The organism is Actinocrinis sp., from assembly GCF_035605935.1.
Classification (GTDB): Bacteria; Actinomycetota; Actinomycetes; order Streptomycetales; family Catenulisporaceae; genus Actinocrinis.
In genome coordinates this window covers 20054-38872 of sequence record NZ_DATNGK010000295.1, presented here as the reverse complement: position 1 = coordinate 38872, position 18819 = coordinate 20054, and the positions used below count along the sequence as shown (strand labels likewise).

Below are 18819 nucleotides of genomic sequence, written 5' to 3'. Positions count from 1 at the left end.
GCCTTCAACATCGCCAACTCGATCGGCGCCTACTTCGGCGGCCTGGCCATCGCGGCAGGGTTCGGATACGGCTCGCCGAACGCGGTGGCCGCCGCGCTCGGTGCCATCGGCCTCGCGCTCGCGATCACGGCGGTGCGTGTGGAACGCCGCCGAGCCGCCGTGATCGCAGGCAGCCGGCCGATCGCGAGTGCGCGGCGCGAAGCGGCGCAGTACGAAAGGATTGGTGCGTGACCACGACGACGCCCACCACCTTCGGCATCATCGGCAGCGGCTGGCGCGCGGAGTTCTTCGTCCGGCTCGCGGCGCTGATGCCCGACCGGCTCACGCTGGTCGGCGCCGCGGTGCGACGCGCGGAAACCGCCGAGCGGGTCGCTGTGGGGTGGCAGGTGCCGGCGTACCTTTCGCCGCAGGAGTTGATCGGCAAACAGCACCCTGACTTCGTCGTCACCAGTGTCAGCTGGCCGGCCAATCCCGAGGTCATCACGACGGCGGTCGAGGCCGGGGTCAGGGTGCTGGCCGAGACGCCGCCCGCGCCTGATGCGGATGGGCTGCGCGAGCTTTGGGCTCGGGTCGGCGAGCGGCGGATGGTGCAGGTCGCCGAACAATATCTGCTCATGCCGGCACATGCGGCCCGCCGCGAAGTAGTCGAGCGTGGCACGATCGGCCGGCCGACCTCGGTACAGGTCTCGTCGACGCACGGATACCACGCGGTCTCGATGATCAGGGGTTTGCTGGGCGTCGGCTTCGAACCGGTGCGCGTGACGGCGTCCCGGTTCACCGCGCCGCTGCTCGACCCGCTCAACCGGGACGGCTGGACCGGCGACGAGACGCCGAAGGACGCCCAGACGACGCTTGCGACGCTCGACTTCGGTCATGGTGCGTCAGGGCTTTACGACTTCACCAGCAACCAGTGGCACAACCGGCTGCGCCTGCGCCGCATCGTGATCCGCGGCAGCCACGGCGAACTCGCCGACGACACGGTGGTGCGCTGGGCTGGACCGCGCACTGTGCTGCGGTCAGCGTTGGTGCGTTCGCAGCTTGGCCACGACCTGAATCTCGACGGCCACGACACCGAGCACTTCTCTTTCGACGGCGAGGTCGTGTACCGCAATCCTTTCCTCGGCCTGCGGCTGATGGACGAGGAGATCGCGATCGCGAGCATTCTCACGGCGACCGCGGCGTGGGCTCGCGAGGAGGGGCCGGAACCGTACCCGCTCGCGCAGGCTTGCCAGGACCATCTCATCGCCCTGGCAATCGACCAGGCTGCGGAGACGGGTGAGCGGGTCATCACCGCATCCGAAGCCTGGGCGCAGTAATCCTTGAAGCGGGGACTTACTTTCCGAGTCAGCCCAGCTCGCACGCCTTGCGGGCGAGGAAATCCCGTTCCGCAGCGTTCTGCGTCAGTGCGATCGCGCTGTGATAGGCGCGGACGGCGTCCTCGGTGCGGCCCAGGCGGCGCAACAGATCCGCGCGCACGACGTGGTACACGTGGAATCCGTCGAGCCCGAGCGAATCGACCTGTCCAAGCGCGACTTGCGGTCCGTCGATCTGCGCCACCGCGACCGCCCGGTTGAGCGCCGCGACCGGAGTCGGCGCGATCGCCAGCAGGTGATCGTAGAGGCGCAGAATCTGCGACCAGTCCGTCGCGGCGGCGATCGGCGCATCACAGTGAACTGCGTTGATCGCCGCCTGGATCTGGTACGGGCCCGGTCGATCGCGTTTGAGGCAGCGGCGCACCAGCGCCTGACCCTCGGCGATCAGGGTTCGATCCCAGCGCTCGCGATCTTGGTCGGCGAGTGGCACCAGGTCGCCGTCCGGACCGGTGCGCGCGGGCCGGCGCGCCTGCGTGAGCAGCATGAGCGCGAGCAGTCCGAGCGCCTCCGGCTCGTCCGGCATCAACTCGACCAGCAGCCGGCCGAGCCGCACTGCCTCGGCGCACAGGTCGTCGCGCACGAGGTCGTCGCCGGAGCTGGCCGTGTAGCCCTCGTTGAAGATCAGATAGACCACCGCGAGGACCGCGCGCAGCCGGTCCGGCAGATCAGCCTCCTTCGGCACCCGGTACGGGATGCGCGCGTCGCGGATCTTGCCCTTCGCGCGCACCAGTCGTTGCGCCATCGTCGCCTCCGGGACGAGGAACGCGTGCGCGATCTCGACCGTGCTCAGACCGCCGAGCAGACGCAGCGTAAGGGCGACCCGCGCCTCGGGCGAGAGCGCCGGGTGGCAGCAGGTGAAGATCAGCCGCAGTCGGTCGTCGCGCACGGGTCCTTCCTCCTCTCCGGGGTTCGCTGCTCCGCTCTGCTCGGAGTCGGCATAAAGCAGCGCGGCCTTGGCGTGACGATCCTCGCGTGAGGCCTCGCGGCGCAGCCGGTCGATCGCGCGGTTACGCGCGGTCGTGATGATCCAGCCGGCCGGGCTCGGCGGGGCGCCCTCGTGCGGCCAGCGCGCCGCCGCGACCGCGAAGGCGTCCTGGACCGCTTCCTCGGCAAGGTCGATATCGCCGAAGGAGCGCACCAGGACCGCCACCGCGCGGCCGTATTGCTCGCGGAAGACCTGCTCGATCGCCGAGGCGGTCCGCGGATCCGATTCAGTCATGCGAAGCGAAGCGCTCCGACTCGTCCACGAACGGGCGCACCTCGATCGGCAGCCCGATCACCTCGGCGAGCTTGCGACCCCACTCCAGCGCGCCGTCGAGGTCGGCCGCCTGGACGATGGTGAACCCGCCCAGGTACTCCTTGCCTTCGGCGAACGGGCCGTCGGTCATCAGGATCTCGCCGTCCTTGCGCCGCAGCACGGTGGCCGTGCTCGGGGCGTGCAGGCCGCCGTTGAAGACCCAGGCACCGGCGTCCTTGGCCTCCTGGATCACATCGGCGACGCCCTGCATGATCGGGCCGAGCACCTCGGGCGGCGGCACGGGGCCGCCGGCCGGAGTGTAGATGCTGAGCAGGTACTTGTTCATGGGATGCTCCACGTCGTCTGGGGTTTCGCGGCCGCCTTCCGGCTCGCTTCACCCTCTATACGAACGATCGGCGCCCGGATCGACAGCGGCGCCAAGAAGTTTTTTCGATTCTCGGCTGCCCGGCATGCAAACGCGAGCCGGGCGGCCCGGCCGCGCGACCCGAAAGGATCCCTTGGCCGAACCGCCCGGCGGTGCGTGGTCAGACGGCGATGTTTCCGTACGCCACCTTCACCGCGTAACCCTTCGCGGTGGGGCTGGTCGGGATCGGGACGAACGAGACCGTGCCCGTGCCGCCGCACGGCAGGTTCAGCGTCGTCGGGATCGGCACCTCCACGAAGAAGTTCTTGATCACCACGGGCGGGTTCACGGCGGCGGAGGTCGGGCCGTTGAACAACGCGTCGATCTCGTATGCGGCCGAACCGGTGTAGCCGGCGAGGCTGGACGTCGGCGGGACGACTGCGTACGCCTCGACGTACTGGCCGGCCAGCGGATGACCGGTCTCGCCCGGCTGGATCGGGCCGGGGCAGATCACCTTGATGACGGGCACCGCGCCCGTGGAGGCGACCTGCGGGTTCACGGCGGCGGTGAAGTACATGCCCGGACCGACCGGAATCGGGTCCTGGATCGGGTCGGCGGAGGCGGCCGGGGCGGCGAGCCCGGCCAGGGCGAGCGCGGCGAGTGTGGGTACGAGCGCGCGCAAACGTGCGGTCATGAGCGACTCCTTCGGCGCAGCGGAAGAACAGAAGGGGTGCAAACGCGCATGGGTGGTCGTATTGCGTGACGAGTCAGGGTTCTTACCCCGAATCACCAGCGCGGATCGTAAGAGACTACTGACTTAGTGTCAACCTCGCGCCGGTGCGGGGACCTGTTGGGCTGCGCGGCCGATCAGTCGCGGTGTGAAACCGCCGCGCAGCCGGGTGCCCTCAGAGGGCGTCTGATCCCATTTTGGGGTCTAACATCACGCACTGTCAGCGGCGGATTGCCGCAATTGTCGGGTACGGCACAGCGAATCGGCCAAGCGGCGGGCCTGGCAAGGCGCCGGAGCATCCTCATACCGGGTCGTCTGTGGATGTTTCGGCAACGCAGCCAGGGTCGTCGATCGGCCGATTCGCCCCCAAAAATGGGATCAGACGCCCTCTCAGGAGTCCGACGATTGCCTCGACGGCGGCAGGGGCCTCATCACCGGCCAGGCCGAGGGCGGTGGCGCGCAAGTGGCCTTCAAGGATTTCGAGCGGTGCGGCGGCATCCTGTGCCCAGAGGATCACCGGGCCGAAATCATGTCTTCCGTGACGTATGTCTTGTGCCAACGCTAGAAACCGGTCATTCGGGACGCCGAAGACGACCTTGCCTTCCATGATGTTCGCTACGCCGACTTTCACGAGCCGCGTGTTCTCGGTCAGCTCATTCCAGTAGCTGTAATCGACGTACCTCAGGTTGCCGATCTCCGAGCGTTCGAGCTCGGCCTTGTACCAGGTGAGGTCATCCGGGACCCCCTCGAACATCTCGCGATTGCGCCGATAGCCGCGATACGCGCCGAGCACCTCGGCGCGCAGTGCGTTCTCGTGATCGTCCGCCGGGTCGGGATGGATGACGAGGTGTTCCGGAACCCCGAAGGAGCGCATGACCGCTCTGACCTCGGAACCGAACCGGGTAGAGGAGATCTCCGCTTTCAGGAACGCGGCCACCATCTCGGCTTCGGATATTGTTCGCAGTAGTTTCATTCGCAGTGTATTCGCAGCGACTCGGTGATCTGATCCCGGATGACCAGCCTTTTGGTCAGTCGCGATGTGAAACCGCCGCGGAGAGTTTGCTCAGCGAGTGCGCGACGCCGAGGCGCACGATCGGACGCACGAGCGGCCAGCCGAGCCGGCCGAGCACGCCGAGCGGCAGCTCGATGTCCTCGGTCCAGGTCAGCCTGCTGACACCGGAACCGGTGTCCGCGACCTCGAACGCGCCGCTGCCCTTGAGTAGCCGGCCGGTGTGCTCCACGAGGCAGCGGTGCGGCGGTTCCCACGCCGTGATCACCATGGTGTCGAGGAAGCCGATCGGGCCGACTCCAGTCCATGCCTCGATTCCGCCGCCGACGCCGTGTCCGCCGTGCACAGTGCCGCGCACGCGCGTGCCGAGCATCCACGCGCTCTGACGCTCCCAGTCGGTGGTGGCGTCCCAAACCTCTTGCACCGGAGCGGTCACCAGCACGCTGACGGAGAGGTGAGCGGTGGTCATGACCGGATCATCTCACGATGGCTACGGACTCGGCGGGCAGATGAACCATGGTGGGGCCTTCGTCCGCTGATTCGACGCGGACGTCCTCATCGGAGGCCAGCAGCATGGACTTGACCGGCCCATCGACGGCGACGGACTGCGGGCTTTCCGCGAGGTTCACCGCGATCCGCACCGCGCCCCGCGTGATTACCAGCCATCGGGCACGCTCGTCGAACGCGACACGCACCCGCGCGAGTTGCGGGTCATGAAGGTCCGGTTCGCTGTGCCGCAGCGAGATCAGCAGCCGATGCCAGTCCAGCAGCGCGCGGTGCCGCTCCTGGGCGATGTCGGTCCACTCCAGCTTGGAGCGGGTGAAAGTCTCAGTGTCCTGCGGGTCCGGGACCGATTCGGCTTCCCAGCCGTGCCGGGAGAACTCGCGGCGGCGGCCGTCGCGCACCGCGGCGCCCAGCTCAGCCTCCTGATGATCCGTGAAGTATTGCCACGGCGTGCGCGCGCCCCACTCCTCACCCATGAACAGCATCGGCGTGAAGGGGCAGGTGAGCAGGAGAGCCGCGCCGACCCGCAGCAGGCCGGGGGAGAGGGTCGCGGTGATCCGGTCGCCGATCGCTCGATTGCCGACCTGGTCGTGGTCCTGCAGGAACGCGATGAAGCGGTCGCCGCCGAGCAGCGTCGTGTCCACTGGTCGGCCGTGGCTGCGGCCGCGGAACGAAGACCAGCCGCCGTCGTGGAAGTAGGCACCGGTCAGGGTTTTGGCCAGTGCGCCGATAGAGCCGAAGTCGGCGTAGTAGCCGTGCCGCTCACCGGTCAGCAATGTGTGCAGCGCGTGGTGGAAGTCATCGTCCCACTGCGCATGCACGCCGAGACCGTTATGGGAGCGCGGCGTGATGATGCGCGGATCGTTCAGGTCGGTTTCCGCGATCAGGAACAGCCGCCGGCCGAGTTGCGCGGCGAGGATGTCCACCTCGATCGCGAGTTCCTCGAGGATGTGCACGGCGCGCGTATCGGCCAGCGCGTGGACCGCGTCGAGCCGCAGGCCGTCGAGGTGGTAGTCGCGCAGCCAGTGCAAGGCGTTGCCGACGATGAACGCGCGCACCTCGTCCGACCCGGAGTCGTCGAGATTGACCGCGCCGCCCCAGGGCGTGTGGTGCTTCTCGGTGAAGTAGGGCCCGAATTCGGCGAGGTAGTTGCCGCTCGGGCCGAGGTGGTTGTACACGACGTCGAGCAGGACGGCGATGCCGCGAGCGTGACAGGCATCGACGAAGCGCGCGAGCCCGGCCGGGCCGCCGTATGGCTCGTGCACCGCCCACAGCGCGACGCCGTCATAGCCCCAGCCGTGATCTCCGGGGAACGCGGCGACCGGCATCAGTTCGATGTAGTCCACGCCGAGCTGCGCGAGATGATCGAGCCGTGCGATCGCGCCGTCGAAGGTGCCTTCCGGCGTGAACGTGCCGACGTGCAGCTCGTAGATCACTGAACCGGCGGCGGTGCGGCCGCTCCATCCGGCGTCGGTCCAGGGGAAGCGTCGCGGGTCGACGACGCGGCTTGAGCCGTGCACGCCGTACGGCTGGTGCAGTGAGCGCGGATCGGGACGAGCTGGTCCGCCGTCGAGCGAGAACGCGTAGTCGGTACCTGATTCGGCGGCCGGCGCGTCAACCTCCCACCAACCATCGCGTTGCGTCGGCCCGCTCGACGACCGCGGCGTCATGGGCAGGCGTTGGTCATCGATGAGCAGGTCTACCTGCTTGGCGTTCGGCGCCCAGACTTCGAACTTCATCATCACTGCGCGTCCTGTTTGACCAGCAGCGCCACTGGCAGCGCCGCGGTAAGCCGTTCGAGCGGTAGCTCGTCGCCGAGCGCGCTGCCCATTTCGTAGACCTGCCCGGTCAATGCGCACCGCCAGGTCCCGGCCGGAAGCGCGAGCGTGGTGCCGCGCCAGCCGCCGAGTCGTTCGAGCGTCACCGGCAACCGGGTCGCGATGGTGGCGACCCGCTCGCCGCGCAGGAACGCCAGCACGTGGTCGGCGGCTGGTCCGGTCGGGAACACCGGGGTCTGATTCGATCGAGCGCCGAACCACTCTGGATGCTCACGGCGCAGCCGCAGGGCGCGGCTGACAACGAGGAGTTTCGCGTCCGACAGCGTCGCGGCGCAGCCGTCCGCGTCCAGGCTCTCGAGGCGGGCGGCGAGGCCGGGGAAGTCGGTGGGACGACGATTGTCCGGATCCACCAGCGCCTGAAAATCGATCTCGGAACCCTGATACACATCGGGAATGCCGGTCATGGTGAGCTGAAGCAGCTTCTGGGCGAGGCAGTTCGTCTCGGCGTGCTGCGTCACGCGCTGCGCGAATCGCTCGATTTCGCCGCGTAGTTCCTCGTCTTCGAGAACCAGAGTGGTGAAGTCCAGCACTGCCGATTCGTAGGCCTCGTTCGGCGCGGTCCACGAGGTGTGCACCTTCGCCTCGCGCACCGCCTTCGTCAAGTATGGCAACAGCCTGTCTTCGCCGATCGGCCAGCAGGCGACCAGGGTTTGCCAGAGCAGGTACTTCAGCTCGGCATCAGGGTACTGTTCGTCGCCCGGCGCGAACTCCTCCGAACTGCGCAGGCGAGCCAGTTCGTCGGCGCGCGCCTGCCAGCCGGCCACCGCGGCGGCCCATTCTTCCGGCAGTTCCGTGAGCACCGCGAGGCGGGCACGCACGTCCTCGGAACGCTTGGTGTCATGCGTAGTCAGCGTCGTCATTGCGTCCGGCTGCCGCGCCTGCCGCAGCGCGCAGAACAGGTGGAACTCGGCGGGGGACAGGGCGGGACTTGCCGGGTCCGCGCCCACGTCACCGGCCATTGGCAGTGCGCTCCAGCGATAGGTCGCGGTGTCCTCCACGCCCTTGGCCGCGACCGCGCCGGAGACCTGCTGAAACCTGATCTGGAACTCGTCGCGCAGCTGGTCGCGCGGCCCGATCCGGCCCAGTGCCAGGTCCCGCACCACCGCCAGCGTGTCGTGCCGGTCCTCGGGCAGTGTCGCAGCAGCCTGTGCCGCTGCCGCCTCCAGCAGCTTGATCGACTCTGCCGGAGGGGGCTCGCCCGGAACGACATATGCGCGGTATACCGGCAATGCGGTAAGCAGCGCCTTGACTGAATCGCGCAGACCGGTGTGCGTGTGATCGTAGAGGTCGATGTCGGTGCGGCAGATCGCGGCGAGCAGGTCGGTGAGCCGGTCGAGTTCGGCGTGCAGAACCTGGTCGAGCACGTGCAGCTTGGACTGCGTGACCACCGTGCCGAAGTCCTCCGGCATGCTGGTCAGGCCGGCGTGCAGCGCGGTGAGCCGTGACGCGCCCGCCGCGTCGGTCAGCACGGCGGTCAGGGCGCGCAGCGCGTCGTAGCCGGTGCTGCCCGAGCACGTCCAGTCCTCGGGCATGGTCTCGTCCGGCGCCAGGATCTTCTCCGCGACGATCCACTTGCCCGGCGCGGCCGCGGCGAGCCGGCGCAGGTAGCCGCGTGGATCGGCAAGGCCGTCCACGTGGTCGATGCGCAGGCCGTCGAGCACGCCGTGTTCCAGCAGATCGAGCAGCAGCCGATGCGTCGCGTCGAAGACCGCGGGGTCCTCCACGCGCAGTGCGATCAGAGTACTGATATCGAAGAAGCGGCGGTATCCGGGCTCTTCCACCGCCACTCGCCAGTGCGCGAGCCGATAGTGCTGCGCGGTGACCAGCTCGGCCAGAGGTAGTTTCTCAGTACCCGGACGCAGTGGGAACACGTGGTCGAAGTAGCGCAGCACCGGCGCCGACTCGGCCACCGCCGGATCACCGGCCGGATCGATCTTCAGCTCTCCGTCGTGCAGGCACTCACCGATGCGGCGACCGAGCACCGGAAGCAGCACCGCGCCGCCCTGTGCGGACCAGTCGATGTCGAACCAGCCGGCGAACGGCGAATCCGGGCCGTCGCGCAGTACTGACCACAACGCCCGGTTGCCCGACTCGGGTACCGGCATGCCCATGTGGTTCGGCACGATGTCGGCGATGGCGCCCATCCCGTGCCGGTGTAGCTCGCCGACCAGGCGCCGCAACCCCTCCTCGCCACCCAGTTCGGTGTTGATCGTGCTGTGGTCGACCACGTCGTAGCCGTGCGTGGAGCCGGGCGCGGGTTGCAGGATCGGAGAGAGGTACGCGTGCGTTACGCCGAGCTTGTGCAGGTAGGGCACGACGGCTACGGCGTCGTTGAACGTGAAGCTCGGCGACAGCTGTAGCCGATACGTGCTCGCCGGTACCGTGCGGGCGCCGAATGCCGCGCCGTCAGCTGACACGGCGCAGCACCGTCAGCGAACGGGCCTCCACCAGGGTCGTGGACGCGGGTTTGAGCGCCGGCCGGTCGCTGAAGACCGGCATCGCGGTGTCCAGCACGCTCTCCCACATCTCGCCGTAGTCCACAGGCGGCAGCGTAAATGGCAGCGGTTCGTGGTGCGCGTTGAACAGCAGCAGGAACGAGTCGTCGCGCACCTGCTCGCCGCGCAGGTCCGGCTCGGCGATGGCGTTGCCGTTAAGGAAGACGGTCATCGTCTTGGCGTAACCGGTCTCCCAATGGCGCGCCGTCATCACTACGCCGAACGGAGTAAACCACTGGATGTCCGGCAGGGTGCTGCCGGTGTGCGGAAGGATCCCGCCGTGGAAGAACCGGCGGCGGCGGAACACCGGGTGCGCAGCCCGTAGCTTGGCGACCCGCCGGGTGAATTCGAGCAGCGTCTCGTGCTCGCGCGCCCCCTCCCAGTCCACCCAGCTCAGCTCATTGTCCTGGCAATAGGCGTTGTTGTTGCCCTGCTGGGTGCGGCCCAGTTCGTCGCCGTGCAGGATCATCGGCACACCCTGGGACAGCATCAGCGTGGCGATGTAGTTGCGCTTCTGCCGCTCCCGCAGCGCCAGCACTTCCAAATCGTCGGTCGCACCCTCCGCGCCGCAGTTCCAGGAGCGGTTGTGCGATTCGCCGTCCCGGTTTTCCTCGCCGTTGGCCTCGTTGTGCTTGTCGTTGTAGGAGACCAGGTCGTGCAGCGTGAACCCGTCGTGCGCGGTCACGAAGTTGATCGAGGCGATCGGGCGGCGGCCGTCGTCCTGGTAGAGGTCTGAGGAACCGGTCAGCCGGGAGGCGAACTCGGCGAGAGTGGCCGGCTCGCCGCGCCAGAAGTCCCGCACCGTGTCCCGGTACCTGCCGTTCCACTCGGTCCACAGCGGCGGGAAGTTGCCCACCTGGTAGCCGCCCTCGCCCACGTCCCAGGGCTCGGCGATCAGCTTCACCCGGGAGACCACCGGGTCCTGCTGCACCAGGTCGAAGAAGGCGGAGAGCCGGTCCACCTCGTGGAACTGCCGGGCCAGCGTCGCCGCGAGGTCGAAGCGGAAGCCGTCGACGTGCATCTCGGTGACCCAGTAACGCAGCGAGTCCATGATCAGCTGGAGCACATGCGGGTGGCGCATCAGCAGGCTGTTACCGGTGCCCGTGGTGTCCATGTAGTAACGCCGGTCGTTCTCCGCCAGCCGGTAGTAGGCCGCGTTGTCGATGCCGCGGAAGGAGAGCGTCGGACCCAGGTGGTTGCCCTCGGCGGTGTGGTTGTAGACCACGTCGAGGATGACTTCGATGCCGGCCTGGTGCAGCGAGCGCACCATCGCCTTGAATTCCTGCACCTGCTCGCCGCGCTGTCCGCTGGCCGTGTAACCGTTGTGCGGAGCGAAGAAGCCGATGGTGTTATAGCCCCAGTAATTGCACAATCCGGAGGACACCAGCCGCTCGTCGTGAACGAACTGGTGCACCGGCATCAGCTCCACGGCGGTGACGCCGAGCGCGAGCAGGTGGTCGATGATGACCGGGTGCCCGAGGCCCGCGTAGGTGCCGCGAAGCTCATCCGGGACGTCCGGGTGACGCATCGTCAGGCCCTTCACATGCGTCTCGTAGATCACCGTCTCGTGGTACGGCGTGCGCGGGCGCCGCTCAGAGCCCATGCCACCGTCCCAGTCGAAGTACGGATTCACCACGACCGAGCGCATCGTGTACGGCGCCGAGTTCGCGTCATTACGCGAGTCCGGATGGCCGAAGCGGTAGCCGAACAGCGCCTCGTTCCATTCCACCTGCCCCTCGAAGGCGCGCGCGTACGGGTCGAGCAGCAGCTTGTTCGAGTTGAACCTCAGGCCGGCGCGGGGGCGGTGCGGTCCGTGCATGCGGTAGCCGTAGCGCTGACCAGGGCCTACGCCGGGCAGGTAGGCGTGATAGACGAAGGCGTCCACTTCGCGCAGGCGGAAGCGCTCCTCCTCGCCCTTGTCGTCGAACAGGCACAGCTCGACGCGATCCGCCGCCTCGGAGAAGATCGCGAAATTGGTGCCCGCGCCGTCGTACACGGCGCCCAGCGGATACCCGAACCCCGGCCAGATCTGCGTCATGCGCCGAAGCCCCCCTTCACTCAGTTCTACAGTTCTGGCGGTCGGTCAATGCCTCGGCGAGCTACTGGTCGGCGACGATGAGGCCGGGCGTACGATCCCAGCCCGCGAGCTTGAGCAGTTGGCGCTGTGGAACCGACAGCGAGCGGGCGATCAGCTTGCGGTCCTGCGCGGCGAGCCGACGGGCCACGCGGACCATGGCGAGCAGGCCTTCGGTGCAGGCGGCGCGCAGGCCGCCGAGATCCACCGACACGTTCCCGTCCAGCCGCGCCGCGGCCTCGTCGAGGGCGTGCGCGAAGGCGTCGACATCAGGTAGGTCCAGCACGCCGGACACGCTCAGGCCGGGCGGATCAGTGGTCGAGGTGAGGACAAGGGCATCCTTGCCGACGGTGCCGAACATGGGGCCTATGCTCCGTCCTGTCGCTCGGCGGTGCCTGTTCGACCCGCCGAGAAGGTGAACCCGCGTACCCGGTTCGGGGTAGTGGAAACGGTCCCGGTGGCGTGCAACTTTCCCGGTCCGGCCGGGCTGCTCGCCGCGCCGCGGGCGTGAATAGTGCTGATGAGCAGGCCTGTCGGCGTCGCGGCGCACCGCAGCTTGCGCATACCGCCGTTGACGTACGAAACCCGGTTCGTGACTCTCACGGCGGCACGGCCGCGCGCCAGGCGCGGCCGATGAGCTGGGGATGGCGGTCGGAGGAGTCATGCGAGTAGGGCGTGTTTTGAAACTATCGCCGGGGCGGCACGCCAAAACGGCCACGTCCGGGCGCGGCGAGCCTGGCCGAACGGTCCGGATCGGCGCTCGTCGCGTGCCGCTTGTGCGCACTCTGATCGGTGGAGCGACGGCCCTCGCCACGGCCGCCGTAGCCGCTCTAGCGCTGGTCCCTTCAGCGCACGCGCTCTCCACGAACGGCGAGTTCGACTACGCCGAAGCGCTCCAGGACTCGATGCTCTTCTACAACATCCAGCGCTCGGGGCAGGTGGCGCCGGACAATCCGGTGGACTGGCGCGGCGACTCCGACCTGTCCGACGGCTCGGACCACGGCGTGAACCTCACCGGCGGCTACCACGACGCCGGCGACCTGGTGAAATTCGGCCTGCCCGAGGCCTATTCGATGACGATGCTCGCGTGGGGCCTGGTCGACTACGGCCAGGGCTACGCGTCGGCGGGCCAGACCCAGGCGGCGCTGAGCAACCTGCGCTGGGGCGACGATTACATCCTTTCCGCGTTCACCGGCGCGACCACCTTCTACGGCCAGGTCGGCGACGCGAGCAGCGACCACTCGTACTGGGGCCCGGCGGAGACCAACCCGAACTCCCGCCCCTCATACGCCATCACCGCGTCGTGCGCGGGCGCTGACCTGGCCGGCGAGGCTGCCTCGGCGCTCGCCGCCTCCGCGGTCGCGTTCAAGACCGCCGACTCGAAGTACGCCGCGCAACTGGTCAGCCAGGCGCAGAGCCTGTGGAGCTTCGCGAACAACTACCGCGGCAAGTACAGCGACTGCATCACGGGCGCGCAGAGCTACTACACCTCGTACAGCGGCTACTGGGATGAGATCGTGCAGGGCGCGATCTGGTTGTACCGCGCGACCGGGACCGCCAGCTGGCTGAACACCGCGGAGAGCGACTACGCGAACCTGCCGCTGGCCAGTCAATCCACGCTGCATGAATACAGCTGGACGATCAACTGGGACGACGTCAGCTACGCCGACTACATCCTGCTGGCCGAGCTCACCGGCCAGTCGCAGTACGTCGCCGACGCCGAGCGCTTCCTGGACTGGTGGACCACCGGCGTGAACGGCTCGAAGGTCAGCTACTCGCCTGGCGGCGAGGCCTTTCTGAACCAGTGGGGTTCGCTGCGGTACTCAGCCAACGCCGCCTTCGCAGCCCTCGAATTCGGCGACTATCTGACCTCGAACAACTTGGACGCGACCCGCGCCGCCACCTACCACAGCTTCGCGGTCGGGCAGATCAACTACATCCTCGGCGACAACCCCAACCACGAAAGCTACGAGGTCGGCTTCACCAACGGCGGTACCAACAGCGCCTGGCCGAAGAACCCGCACCACTCCACCGCGCACGACCCCTGGTCGAACAACCTGAGCACCCCGGCGCAAACCAGGCATCTGGCCTACGGCTTACTGGTCGGCGGGCCGACGAGCGCGAACGACGCGTTCACCGACGACCGCACCCAGTATCAGTACACTGAGGGCGCGCTGGACTACAACGCGCTGTTCTCCGGTGCGCTGGCCCGGCTCACCCAGCAGTACGGCGGCACGGTCGTGTCCAATTTCCCGAAGGCCGAGCTGCCGGACGGGCCGCAGCAGTACGTGCAGGCCGCGATCAACAATCAGGGATCGAACTTCATCGAGATCAAGGCACTGATCAATAACCAGTCCGCTTGGCCGGCCCGGCCGATGCCGAACGCCAGCTTCCGCTATTATTTCACGCTCGACGCCGGTGAATCGGCATCGCAGGTCTCGTTGCAGTCCTCGTACAACCAGTGCCAGGCGCCGAGCGCGCCGACGCAGTATTCGGGCAGCACGTACTACATCACGGTCTCCTGCTCGAACCTCGACCTCGAACCGGACGGCGAGGCCGACTACACGAACATTGACTATCAGGCGCAGGTGCAGTTCCGGCTGACCTTCCCCGCCGCGCACAACCCGGCCGAGGACTGGTCGTTCCAGGGCATTCCGACCACGACCAACGCGACCCCGGTGACCGTCGGCGACATCCCGCTGTACTCCGGCAACACGCTGGTCTGGGGCAGCGCGCCGAGCAGCGCCGCAAGGCCGTCCACGCCCGGGGCGTTGACGGCGAGCGCCGTCACGTCGACCGGTGCCACTCTCAGCTGGACAGCCTCGGCGGCAGGTGGCAACCCGCTGGCCGGATACGACGTGTACACCTCGTCCGGGACGCTCATCGGGACCGTGAACGCATCTACGACCTCGTACAAGGTGACCGGTCTCAACGCGAACCGCACCTCGCCCTACGGCTACTTCGTCACGGCGGTCGATTCGCAGGGCGAGGCCTCGGCGGCGTCGAATGTCGCGCAGTTCATCACCTCGGGCAACACCTCGCTCACGGCCTCGGCGAACACCGCGCCCTCGACGCCGGGCACGCTGCTGGCCTCCGCGGTCAGTGGCAGCGGCGCCACGCTGACCTGGTCGGCCTCGACCGCGGGCAGCAGCGCGATCTCCGGTTACGACGTGTATCAGCTCTCGCCGACGCCGAAGCTGATCGCGACCACGGCCGCCACGGCGACCGCGTATTCGCTCACCGGCCTCGCAGCCGGAACCGAATACGCGTACGAAGTCGCCGCGCTCGACTCGGCCGGCCGCATCTCGCCGGTCCTGCAGGCGGCCGCGTTCACCACGCTCGCCTCCGGGGCCAGCGCTTCACCGAGCGCTTCGGCCAGCGCGAGCCCCAGCCCGAGCGCGTCCGTGTCGGCGAGCCCGTCGGCCTCACCCTCGCAATCACCGTCGGCCAGCCCGTCCGCGTCCGCTTCGCCTTCCGCCAGCTCGACGGGTTCCGGCACCGGCAAGTGCGTCGCGACGTACAGCGTGGTCAGCAGCTGGCCTGGCGGTTTCCAGGCGTCCGTCACGATTGCCAACAACGGCAGCGCGGCCATCAACGGCTGGGCGATCAAGTGGACGTTCCCCGGCGACCAGAAGATCAGCCAGATGTGGAGCGCGAGCTACACGCAGTCCGGCGCGCAGGTGACCGCGACGAGCCTGTCCTACAACGGGACCATCGCGCCGGGAAGCTCGGTGAACTTCGGCTTCACCGGTACATACGGCAGCAACAACGCGTCGCCGACCTCGTTCACCGTGAACGGCGCCGGATGCCCGTAGTCCACCGATAACCCACCAGAGGGCCGCTCTCGACGCCAGGTCGGGAGCGGCCCTCACGGTTGTCCAGTCACACGAGACACAGAGTGCTTATATGTAGCTAGAACAGCGGCGGCATGGCCTCCTGCGCCAGTTGCAGTGCCTGCTGCGGGAACCAGGCGCCGGCCGCCGGGTCGTTCACGCCCCACAGCGGGTCGAACAACTGCTGGCTCGCCGCGTCGGTCGGCCAGTTCGACTGCGTGTACGCGGTGTAGTCCCATGCACGCACGCCGCCTGCCGCGTCACACTGGCCGTCCGACTCGCCAGGGATCTTCACCCACAGGTACGCGTCCAGCAGCGCAACGCCGGTCTTCGCGGTCGGGCGAACTCCGAGCCCTGACGCGGGCGGGTTGCACCAGTTGCCGGAGGCCAGCTTCGAGACCACGCTCGCCGGTTGGTTGTACGGCGCGGCCGCGTAGGTCTGCATGGTGTTCGGACCCTTGCCGTTGCGGCTGGTGTCGATGACGAAGTGGGTACTGGCCACCGCGTCCCCCATGTTCTGCGCGTACCACTGCGTCGTCAGGCCCCAGGTGCTGAAGTCGCTCGGGTTCGCCGGGTAGTACTGGCTCGCGCAGTCGCCGGGCTTGTTGAAGTGCGCGTTATTGGCGTCGGTGACCATCGCGATGCAGTCCGAGATCCAGGTGCCGTAGTTGATCAGCTGCGGGTCGGCCTGGTAGTTGGAGAGATTGAGGAAGAAGCCCTGCGCCTGCTGCACATCGCCGGCCAGCAGCCGCTGCGCCATGGTGCCCACCGACTGCCATGCGCTGTGCGTGCCGTCGAGGTAGACGCTGACTGCGGGGTCCTTCTCCAGAGCCGTCACCGCGTAGTCGATCTCCGCGATGCGCTCGGCGTCGGTAAAGGGATAAGTCGAGGAGGGCAGGCCGCAATTGGACGGCATGTTGCCCAGCGCGTCCGGCTCCAGAATCACCACGGCCTTGGCCCGTCCGATGCCTGCGGCCAGGCCGTCGATCCAGGCTTCGTAGGCGCTCTGGTCGAGTGCCCCGCCTGCTGAGTACTGCGAGCAGTCACGGCCCGGGATGTCGTACGCGGCCAGGACCGGCACGGCGCGCTCCAGGGCGGCCTGCCGGATCGTGTCGTGCGCCTGCTTCTGCACGTCCGCGGGCGTGCCGCTGGTGAACCAGACGGCCTGCGGCGTCGTGACCATCCGCGTGAGCAGCGCGGCGTCCCGCCAGTCCCCGCCGCGCAACAACTGCTTGATCTGTGAGACGGCGCCGGAGGAAGGCTGCGGAATGAAGAACCGGGCGTCCGTAGGCAGGCTGTGGCCGGATGCGGACGGCGCGAGTGACGCCGAACCCGCGGCGTCGGCGGCGGCCAATCCCGGTGCGGCGGCCACGCTCGCGGCGCCGAACGCGAGGGCGGTCAGGCCGCGCCACGTGCGGCGGCCAGTTCGTGAGAACAAGGCATCTCCCCTTTGGAAACGTGATGAAGACGAGTCGAACTGCTAGCGGCCTGAAGTTACGCACTGGCTGTCTCAAGTCAACGTCGGATGATTGAGCGTTCAGACAGGTCACAGGGCTGCGTCCGCGCGACCAGCCGCACCTGGATACCTGCTGCGGCAAGCGACCTGACTGGTCGTGAAAGTTTCTTTTCCGGCGTCTCACGAATGCATCCGGCGCGAGTGGCAAACAGTAGGGCCGGAATCCGGCCGGAGTTGGTGAGAAATACAGTGTGGGCTACTGACGGTGCGACGTTGGTCGATCGGTATCTACTTGAGGACCGGCTCGGGCGCGGCGGCATGGGTTGCGTGTGGCGGGCGCGTGACCTGGTGCTCGGCCGGCAGGTGGCGATCAAGCTGACCGACCGCGCGGACGCGGCGCGCGGCTCGGCCGAACGGCGGCTGCGACGCGAAGCAATGGTCATCGGCAGCCTCACGGAGCGGCGGCTGGCCCGGGTCTACGACTATTTCGAGACTGACCAAGGCTCGTTCATTGTCATGGAGCTCGTGCAGGGCGAAAGCCTGTCCGCGCGGATCAAGCGCGAGGGCCGGTTGCCGCTGGCCGAAGCGGTGTGGATCGTCGCCGAATGCGCCGAGGCGCTGCACGCCGCGCATCGAGCCGGGGTCGTGCACCGTGACGTGAAGCCGTCCAACATCATGCTCACCGAGTCCAAGGACGCGGCGTCCAACGGCGCGGCGCACGACATCAAGATCGTCGACTTCGGCATCGCGACGCGAACCCGTCCGGCACCGAACCGCGACTTGTGCGCGCAGGAACCGGTGGACCTCGAGACCGAGACGATGACCGGCAACATCGTCGGCACGATCGCCTACCTCGCACCGGAGCGCGTTTCCGGCGCGCCGGACAGCCCTGCCGCTGACCTGTACTCGCTCGGTGTGTTGTTCTATCAGCTGCTTTCCGGTCGTCTGCCGTTCGAGGCGAGTGAACCGATAGCGGTGCTGTGCGCACACGCGGACGGTCGCGCAACCCCGCTGCCCGCCGACATACCGCCGCTGGTCGCCGAGCAGTGTTTCCGGTTGATGGCGCGTGATCCGGCGGACCGCCCGCCGTCCGGTGCGGCGGCTGCGGCCGAGCTGCGCGCGCTCGATGTGGAGAACCCGGAGCGGCTCTGGCCGCAACGGCACCCCGCCGCCGAGCGGGGCAAGGCGCTGATATCTGTGCTGCGGACCGGTCCTACGCGGCAGCGCGCGGGTCAGCAGCGCGTCGACCGACGAGCCAAGGCGCTGGTCGCGGCGGTTTCCTTCGCGGCTATGGCCACCGCCGGTGGTACCGCATGGCTCGTGGCCGGGTTCGGCACGCAAGCCGCCGCCAGCACCACGCAGCAGACGACCAGCCATCCCGCGAGCCCGAGTTCCTCAAGTTCCGGCTCGGTGCACGCGGTCTCGGTCGTCATTTCGCCCAGCCAGTCCGCCGGCGGCAAAGCGACCACGCCGGCCGCCCACGCCGGTCCCGCGGGGCCCGCGCAGAGCACGGCGCCGAAGTCGGGCGGCGACAAGGGAGCCGACAACGGTGGCCCGTCGCACGGCAAGCACAAGGGTCACTGATCACCGCTGCGATCGCGTATGTCGCGCCGCCGAGCGTCGCTGATCACATCCGTGCCGCCCGATCCCACTGGGCTCGGGCGAGGTAATTATCGCGGTAGTCAGCAACTGGCTCACCGTCACCGGTTGACGCGCGGGAAAACAGGTCGCATACTCCGAGTTGCCTCTTCCGGAAACGTTTCCGGAAACCTACGCCGCGCGCCGCCAGCGCAGACCCCCACTCCACCCGGCGGCGCGCGATCACGTCGCGGTCAGGACGTTCGAGCATCGCTGTGCGTCAGGGCCGCGCCGTCCCACACCCACCAGCAGTGCTTTTCTCTCGCGC

General features: G+C 68.1%; 13 protein-coding genes and 1 pseudogene. 4 read left to right on the top strand and 10 right to left on the bottom strand.

Going from position 1 to position 18819, the window contains the following annotated elements; genetic code table 11:
* Both VN779_RS23970 and VN779_RS23965 read left to right on the top strand, forming a co-directional pair.
* A pseudogene (locus tag VN779_RS23970) lies at positions 1-231 on the top strand (MFS transporter); the annotation flags it as partial.
* On the top strand, positions 228-1316 hold the full coding sequence (locus VN779_RS23965) for a Gfo/Idh/MocA family protein (protein ID WP_325727159.1): 1089 nt from the start codon (positions 228-230) through the stop codon (positions 1314-1316). The pseudogene VN779_RS23970 and the gene VN779_RS23965, both read left to right, overlap by 4 nt.
* 28 nt (positions 1317-1344) lie before the next feature.
* Here the strand turns inward: VN779_RS23965 and VN779_RS23960 are convergent, their stop codons facing one another.
* From VN779_RS23960 to VN779_RS23920, 9 genes are all read right to left on the bottom strand, one after another.
* Positions 1345-2592, bottom strand: a complete 1248-nt coding sequence (locus VN779_RS23960; RefSeq protein ID WP_325727157.1) for an RNA polymerase sigma factor — start codon at positions 2590-2592, stop codon at positions 1345-1347.
* Positions 2585-2956: a YciI family protein gene (locus VN779_RS23955; protein WP_325727155.1), complete on the bottom strand. Its 372-nt coding sequence runs from the start codon at positions 2954-2956 to the stop codon at positions 2585-2587. Before VN779_RS23955 ends, VN779_RS23960 begins: the two co-directional genes overlap by 8 nt.
* Positions 2957-3155: 199 nt before the next feature.
* Positions 3156-3668 carry a hypothetical protein gene (locus tag VN779_RS23950; RefSeq protein ID WP_325727153.1) on the bottom strand — a complete coding sequence of 171 codons (513 nt, stop codon included), beginning with the start codon at positions 3666-3668 and terminating at the stop codon, positions 3156-3158.
* Between the two features lie 337 nt (positions 3669-4005).
* The gene (locus VN779_RS23945) at positions 4006-4677 is read right to left on the bottom strand and encodes a hypothetical protein (protein WP_325727151.1); all 672 of its coding nucleotides are present in this window, start codon (positions 4675-4677) and stop codon (positions 4006-4008) included.
* A gap of 55 nt (positions 4678-4732) precedes the next feature.
* The gene (locus VN779_RS23940; RefSeq protein WP_325727149.1) at positions 4733-5182 is read right to left on the bottom strand and encodes an SRPBCC family protein; all 450 of its coding nucleotides are present in this window, start codon (positions 5180-5182) and stop codon (positions 4733-4735) included.
* 7 nt (positions 5183-5189) lie between these two features.
* Positions 5190-6956: a malto-oligosyltrehalose trehalohydrolase gene (treZ, locus tag VN779_RS23935; protein WP_349260917.1), complete on the bottom strand. Its 1767-nt coding sequence runs from the start codon at positions 6954-6956 to the stop codon at positions 5190-5192.
* Between the two features lie 2 nt (positions 6957-6958).
* The gene (treY, locus tag VN779_RS23930) at positions 6959-9472 is read right to left on the bottom strand and encodes a malto-oligosyltrehalose synthase (protein ID WP_325727145.1); all 2514 of its coding nucleotides are present in this window, start codon (positions 9470-9472) and stop codon (positions 6959-6961) included.
* Positions 9462-11588 (bottom strand): glycogen debranching protein GlgX, encoded by a 2127-nt coding sequence (gene glgX, locus VN779_RS23925; RefSeq protein WP_325727143.1) that lies wholly within the window; start codon positions 11586-11588, stop codon positions 9462-9464. The genes treY and glgX overlap by 11 nt, the downstream gene beginning before the upstream one ends.
* A 61-nt stretch (positions 11589-11649) precedes the next feature.
* A complete protein-coding gene (locus tag VN779_RS23920; protein ID WP_325727141.1) occupies positions 11650-11985 on the bottom strand; it encodes an STAS domain-containing protein in 336 nt (111 codons plus the stop codon).
* Positions 11986-12400: 415 nt separating this feature from the next.
* Between VN779_RS23920 and VN779_RS23915 the strand changes: the two genes are divergently transcribed.
* On the top strand, positions 12401-15439 hold the full coding sequence (locus VN779_RS23915) for a glycoside hydrolase family 9 protein (RefSeq protein WP_325727139.1): 3039 nt from the start codon (positions 12401-12403) through the stop codon (positions 15437-15439).
* Positions 15440-15536: 97 nt separating this feature from the next.
* Here VN779_RS23915 and VN779_RS23910 read toward each other — a convergent pair whose 3' ends face one another.
* Positions 15537-16895, bottom strand: coding sequence for a glycoside hydrolase family 6 protein (locus VN779_RS23910; RefSeq protein ID WP_325727137.1), 1359 nt, complete (start codon positions 16893-16895; stop codon positions 15537-15539).
* Between the two features lie 291 nt (positions 16896-17186).
* Between VN779_RS23910 and VN779_RS23905 the strand changes: the two genes are divergently transcribed.
* Positions 17187-18497 (top strand): serine/threonine-protein kinase, encoded by a 1311-nt coding sequence (locus VN779_RS23905; RefSeq protein WP_325727135.1) that lies wholly within the window; start codon positions 17187-17189, stop codon positions 18495-18497.
* Positions 18498-18819 lie beyond the last annotated feature (322 nt).